Source organism: Streptomyces sp. NTH33 (assembly GCF_003236365.1).
In the GTDB taxonomy this organism is placed as follows: domain Bacteria; phylum Actinomycetota; class Actinomycetes; order Streptomycetales; family Streptomycetaceae; genus Streptomyces.
Map to the genome: position 1 here is coordinate 1 of NZ_POTZ01000395.1, position 6,503 is coordinate 6,503.

A 6,503-nucleotide genomic window follows, 5' to 3' on the forward strand; every position below is an offset into this window, starting at 1 on the left:
GTTGAGGAAACCGCAATACGCATATGCCCGAGCCTACGCCCAACCTTCACGCAGCGAACACGGCTTTTCACCAAGAGGTGGGCAACCGGCCAGCGAGGGGATCGTGCCTCTGGGGCGCACGGAGGCGAACGCGCCCTGTGAGCGCCCCGGCACGTCCGCTCGGAGGCATACCGCGGCCACGGAGACGACCTGCGAAAACGGCCGGAAACGGCGCCCGCGCGGGGCGGTGCGGAAGACGGGCCCGCGGAGGGGGGCGCCCAGGGGGCACGCACCACGGCGCGGATCAGCGCACTGGTGGCATCGGTACCGGTGGTGGCATCGGCACCGGCATCGGCACCGCGCCTACTTCACCGGCAGGTGGTACGCCACCCGGTAGCGGTCGGCGGGGATCACGACGTCCGCCGTCTCCACGGGGCGGCCGGAGGCGTAGAAGGTGCGCCGGACGACCATCACCACATGGCCGGGGACGCCGCCGAGGACGAGCAGTTCCTCGGCGAGGCCGGGGCGGGCGCCGACCTCCTCGGTGACGTTGTCGACGATGACGTCGATGGCGCGCATGCGCTCGACGACGCCCATGCCGCCGAGCGGGCCCTCCTCGGGGAGCATCACGGGGGTGCGGCCGGTGAGGGTGAGCGGTTCCCAGGAGGTGGAGAGCATCATCGCCTCGCCGGCGTCCCGGAACACGTACTTGGTGCGCATCACGCGGTCGCCGGGCTTGATGCCGAGCCGCTCGGCGATCGCGCCGCCCGCCTCGGTCCGCACGCTGCTCGACTCCCAGGTGCCGCGCGCCTCGGCGGCCGCCTGCTCCTGCCGGAACGGGGTCGCGCCGCCGGCCGGGCGGAAGCCGGAGCGGGCGATGCGGCGCGGCACGGGCCGCTCGCGCACGTACGTCCCCGAGCCGGAGCGGCCCTCGACCAGGCCCTCGGCCATCAGCACCTTGCGGGCCTCGAGGGCGACCGTGTCGGAGACGCCGTACTCCTCGCGGATCCTGGCCTGGGAGGGCAGACGGGTGTGCGGCGGCAGCAGACCGTCGACGATCTTCTTGCGGAGGTCACCCGCGACACGCAGATACGCCGGCTGCTCACCGAAAGTCACTGGCCGCTCCCATCAGGTTGTACAGACAGCAACAGCGTGGCAACCGTGGGTTGTACTTGCAAGCAAAGGCCAGAGAATCACTCGATGTGATGACTTCTGCAGGTCGAGCACCGCACCCAGGCACTTTCTGCCCGCTCCGGCCGCCGTCACACCTCTGCGCCGGCCGGCGGGCCAACAGCCCTCCCCCAGAGCCTCGCGCGGGGTGACGGACGTGTCGTACGGCGGCCATGACGCAGCGTCGGTGAACAGCCGCCCGTACCCTGCGGACATGACACCTCTGCCGGATCGTTACTGCCCCGCGGACGGCGTCCGCGTCCCCGGTGACTCCCTCGCCTGGTGCTGCCCGTCCTGCCACGGCCCCCTGGACCTCGACTTCACCCCCATCCCGGCGCCCCTGAAGTCCCTCACCGGACGGGTCAACTCCCTGTGGCGGTACGCCGAGACGCTGCCGCTGCCGGCTCCCACCGTGTCCCTCGGCGAGGGCCGCACCCCGCTCGTGACGCTGACGGACGAGGTCTCGGCGAAGCTGGACTACCTGATGCCGACGCTGTCCTTCAAGGACCGGGGCGCGGTGCTGCTGGCCGAGGTCGGGCTGCGCTCCGGGCCGCGCCGGGTGGTCGCGGACAGCAGCGGCAACGCGGGCACGGCGATCGCCGCGTACTGCGCCCGCGCGCGGCTGCCGTGCACGGTGTACGTCCCGCTGGGCACGTCGGCGAAGAAGCTGGAGCAGACCGAGGCGCACGGCGCCCGGCCGGCGGTGGTCGACGGCGACCGCGAGGCGGCGGGCCGGGCCGCGCGGCGGGCGGCGAACGAGCCGGACACCTTCTACGCCTCGCACGTCTACAACCCGTACTTCCTGCACGGCACCAAGACCTACGTCCACGAACTGTGGGAGGACCTCGGCGGGCGCCTGCCGGAGGTGCTGGTCCTGCCGGTGGGCAACGGCACCCTGCTCCTGGGCGCGGCGCTGGCGATCGCCGAGCTGTATCGGGCCGGTCTGCTGAACCGGCGCCCGGCGCTGTGGGCGGTGCAGGCGGCGGCGGTCGCCCCGCTCGCCCACGCCTGGGAGCAGGGCGCGCAGGACCTGACGGGCACGACCACCGCGGCCCCCACGTACGCCGAGGGCATCGCCGTCCTCCGCCCGCCCCGCGCCCGCCAGATCCTGCGCGCGGTGCGCGACTCGGGCGGCACCTTCCTGACCGTGACGGAGGACCAGATCCGCCATGCCCAGCTGGATCTCGCCTCCCGCGGCCTCTACGTCGAGTCGACGAGCGCGGTCTGCTGGGCGGCGGTCCGGGACCGGCCCCTCGGCGGCAAGTCGGCGGTGGTGCCGCTGTGCGGGGCGGGCCTGAAGTCGGGGCTGGCCCGGCCTTAGCCGTACTCCGGCTCGTACTCCGGCTCGGCGAGCCCCGTGAGGCGCTGCTGTTCCTCCTCCACGATGCGGTGGGCCAGGCCCGTGTCGGAGACGTCGACGGCGTCCGGGGTGGCGTCGGCCAGGTCGCTGCGCCGGGCGAAGGCGTCGAACAGGCGCTCCTTGCGCGCCAGGATGCGCAGCAGCCGGTCGTCGACGCTGTCGGTGGCCAGGAGCCGGTGGACCTGGACCGCGCGTATCTGGCCCATGCGGTGGACGCGGGCCACGGCCTGGTGCTCCACGGTCGGTTTGACCTGTGGCTCGCACAGGATCACCACGGAGGCCGCCTGGAGGTTGAGGCCGACGCCGCCGGCCTCGATCTGGGAGAGCAGCACGGCGTGCCCGGACGCGCGGGTGAAGTCGTCGACCAGCTGCTGCCGGCGGGCCGCCGGGACGCTCCCGGAGAGGGGCCCGAGCACCCCCTCGCCCAGCTCCGTGCGGACGGTGTCGAGCACGTCCCGGAAGTAGGAGAAGACCACCACCTTCAGCCCGTTCGCGGCGGCCTCCGCGACCAGTTCCCGCAGCCGTCGCAGTTTCGCGGACGTCTCCGGACCGGCGTACGCGGCCCGGCGCATCGCCATGAAGTTCCCCTCGGCGACCGCCTCGCGGTAGGCGGCCCGGTCGGCGGGGTCGAGCTCCACCCACTCGTCGGTGTGCACGAGCGCGGGCAGTTCGGTGAGCACGTCCTCCTGGTTGCGGCGCAGGTAGGCGGGTGCCACGGAGCGGCGGAAGGCGTGCGGGCCGGCGGCGGCGTCGGTGCCGCTGACCGTGGGGACGAGGTCCGGGCGGAGGTGGCGCAGCAGGGCGCGGAACTCCTCGACGCGGTTCTCCATCGGCGTACCCGTCAGGAACAGCACCCGCTCGCAGTGCCCGGTCCAGGCGGCGACCGACCGGGATCTCCGGGTGTCCGGGTTCTTGACGTAGTGGGCCTCGTCGACGACGAGCATGCCCGGCGGCGTGCCGTCCGGGGCGGGCAGGGTGTGCAGGACGTCGAAGGTGGTGACGGCGACGCCGCCGCGCTCGCGCCACTCGGCGTGGGCGTCCTGCCGGTCCGGGCCGTGCACGGTCAGGGCGCGCAGGGTGCTGCGGGCGCGGATCTCGCGGGTCCAGTTGATCAGCACGCTGGCCGGGCAGACCACCAGGAAGTGGCTGTGGCCTTCGGCCGCGAGGTGGGCCAGGGCCGCGACGGCCTGGACGGTCTTGCCCAGGCCCATCTCGTCGCCGAGGACGACCCGCCGCTGGGTAAGCGCGAAGCGGGCGCCGAACTCCTGGTAGCCGCGCAGGGAGACCCGGCGGTGGGTGTCGTCGAGCCGCTGGGCGCGGACCCGCTCGGCGACCTCCGACGGCACGAAGCCCTCGCTCGCCGCGGTGTCCGGGCGCTGCTCGGAGACCTCGGCGAGCCGGCCGTAGTACTCCGCGGGGCGCAGCTCGAAGCCGACCCAGGCCTCGATGTCGGGGACGGCCGGGCGCAGCAGGTCGGTGGAGGCCTGGGCGAGCAGCAGGCGTACGTCGGTGCCGGCGGCCTCGGTGAGCAGTTCGCCGAGTTCGGCGGCCGCGGCGAGGGCGCGCTCGCGGCGCGCGCGACCGGTCAGCGCCAGCCGGAGCCGTCCGCCGGCGGGCCGGGCCGCGGGCAGCAGCTCGCCCAGCCGCGCCTCCAGCCGCTCGGCCGCGTCCAGGGCGCGGCGCAGCTCCGGGCCGGCCTCGACGAGCCGGTGCAGGGCGATCACCAGGGCGGTGGTGCGGGGGTCGGGGTGGTCGACGTCGATGCGCACGGTGACGGTGTCGGCGACGGCCCGGGCGATCTGCCCGGCGGCGGCCAGCGCCCGGTCGGCGGTCTGCTCGCCGACGCCGGGCACCTGCCGCAGCTCGTACCGGCTCGCCTCGTACACCGCGCGCACCGAGCCGAAGCCCGCCGCCTCCAGGGCGCCGAGGCGCAGCCGCCCCTCGGTGACGTCCCTGAGCCGTGCCACGGGGATGGGCTCCAGCTCGCGGGCGACGAGTTCGGCCCGCAGGGGGTCGTAGGCCGCGCGGACGGCCGCGACGGCACCGGCGTGGTCCGTGCGCAGACCGCGCGCCGCCTCGTGCAGCCGCGCACCCTGCGCGCACACCTCCCGCACCCCGCGGGCGGCCCGCTCCACGTCGCGGCCGACGGCGACCAGGTCCTCGGGGGTATGGGTGTGGTCGACGCCGATGACCTCCTGGGCGATGATCGGGCCCTCGTCGAGGTCGGCGGTGACGTAGTGGGCGGTCGCGCCGACCACCTTGACGCCGTGTTCGTACGCCTGGTGGTAGGGCTTGGCGCCCTTGAAGCTCGGCAGGAAGGAGTGGTGGATGTTGATGACCCGGCCGGCGAGCCGGGTGCACAGGTCGTCGGAGAGGACCTGCATGTAGCGGGCGAGGACGACCAGTTCGGCCTCGCGCTCCGCCACGATCTCCAGCAGCCGTTCCTCGGCGGCGGACTTGGTGGCGGCGGTCACCGGGACGTGGAAGTACGGGATGCCGTACCAGTCGGCGAGTGCCTCGTGGTCGCGGTGGTTGGAGACCACCGCGACCACGTCGACCGGCAGGTCGCCGCTGCGGGCCCGGAAGAGCAGGTCGTTGAGGCAGTGGTCGTAGCGGGACACCATGATCAGGACACGGCGCCGGGTGCCGGCCGGCTCCAGGCGCCAGTTCATGGCGAAGGGGGCCGCCACGGCGGCGAAGTCCCGGCGCAGGATGTCGCCGGTGTCCTCGCCGCCGGCGGAGAACCGTATCCGCATGAAGAAGTGGCCGCCGCGGCGGTCGCCGAACTGCTGGTTGTCGACGATGTCGCAGCCGTGTTCCACCAGGGACCGCGAGACCTCGTGCACGATGCCGGGGGCCTCGGGGCAGTCGAGGGTGAGCACGTGCTCGACCGGGGAAGCCGGGGTGGCCGGGGTGTCGGTCATGGGGACAGCACTCGTTTCTGCTCGGTTCCGCTTGGTTCCGCTTGGTTCTGCTCGGTTCTTCGCGTCAGCACTCGATGACGTTGACCGCGAGACCGCCGCGGGCGGTCTCCTTGTACTTGACCTTCATGTCGCGGCCGGTGTCCCGCATGGTCTTGATCGCCTTGTCGAGGCTGACCTTGTGGGTGCCGTCGCCGGCCAGGGCCAGCCGTGCCGCGTTGATGGCCTTGACGCTCGCGACGGCGTTGCGTTCGATGCAGGGGATCTGCACCAGCCCGCCCACCGGGTCGCAGGTGAGGCCCAGGTTGTGCTCGATGCCGACCTCGGCCGCGTTCTCCACCTGGGCGGGGCTGCCGCCGAGCACTTCGCACAGCGCCCCCGCCGCCATGGCGCACGCGGACCCGACCTCGCCCTGGCAGCCGACCTCGGCGCCGGAGATGGAGGCGTTCTCCTTGAACAGGATGCCGATGGCGGCGGCGGTCAGCAGGAAGCGGACCACACCGTCGTCGTCGGCGCCGGGCACGAAGCGCGCGTAGTAGTGGAGTACGGCGGGCACGATCCCGGCCGCCCCGTTGGTGGGAGCGGTGACGATACGGCCGCCCGAGGCGTTCTCCTCGTTCACGGCGAGGGCGAACAGGTTCACCCAGTCCATGCCGCGCAGCGGGTCCGTGCTGTCGTGGTCGGCGGCGCTCAGCTCGCGGTGGAGCCCCGGCGCGCGCCGGCGCACCTTCAGTCCGCCCGGCAGCACGCCCTCGCGCCGGCACCCGCGGTCCACGCACGCCCGCATGACCGCCCACAGGTCGAGCAGTCCGGCGCGCACCTCGGCCTCGGGGCGCCACGCCTGCTCGTTGACGAGCATCACCTCGCTGATCGACAGGTTCTCGCGGGCGCAGATCTCGAGCAGTTCGGCACCCGAGCGGAACGGGAACCGCACGGGCGTGGTGTCCGCGACGACGCGGTCGGCGCCGGTGGCCTCCTCGTCGACGACGAAGCCGCCGCCGACGGAGTAGTAGGTGCGGGCGGCCAGTTCCCGCCCGTCCGCCGCCAGGGCCCGGAACGTCATGCCGTTGGGG

General features: G+C 73.6%; 4 protein-coding genes. 1 reads left to right on the forward strand and 3 read right to left on the reverse strand.

Going from position 1 to position 6,503, the window contains the following annotated elements; genetic code table 11:
- Positions 1-342: 342 nt before the first annotated feature.
- On the reverse strand, positions 343-1,095 hold the full coding sequence (locus C1I97_RS28405; RefSeq protein WP_111005994.1) for a GntR family transcriptional regulator: 753 nt from the start codon (positions 1,093-1,095) through the stop codon (positions 343-345).
- 268 nt (positions 1,096-1,363) lie between these two features.
- On the opposite strand from C1I97_RS28405, the gene C1I97_RS28410 reads away from it, so the two are divergent.
- A complete protein-coding gene (locus C1I97_RS28410; protein ID WP_111005995.1) occupies positions 1,364-2,470 on the forward strand; it encodes a pyridoxal-phosphate dependent enzyme in 1,107 nt (368 codons plus the stop codon).
- On the opposite strand, the gene purU is transcribed toward C1I97_RS28410, so the two are convergent.
- Positions 2,467-5,433, reverse strand: coding sequence for a formyltetrahydrofolate deformylase (gene purU / locus C1I97_RS28415; protein WP_111005996.1), 2,967 nt, complete (start codon positions 5,431-5,433; stop codon positions 2,467-2,469). The two genes, C1I97_RS28410 and purU, sit on opposite strands and share 4 nt — an antisense overlap.
- A 64-nt stretch (positions 5,434-5,497) precedes the next feature.
- Positions 5,498-6,503 (reverse strand): L-serine ammonia-lyase (locus C1I97_RS28420; RefSeq protein WP_111005997.1); only part of this gene is annotated, 1,006 nt, incomplete at its 5' end.

What these genes read in the sequence shown, in the direction of transcription:
- C1I97_RS28410 (WP_111005995.1), top strand. Translation starts at nt 1,364, where the DNA reads ATGACACCTCTGCCGGATCGTTACTGCCCCGCGGACGGCGTCCGCGTC.
- purU (WP_111005996.1), bottom strand. Translation starts at nt 5,433, where the DNA reads ATGACCGACACCCCGGCCACCCCGGCTTCCCCGGTCGAGCACGTGCTC.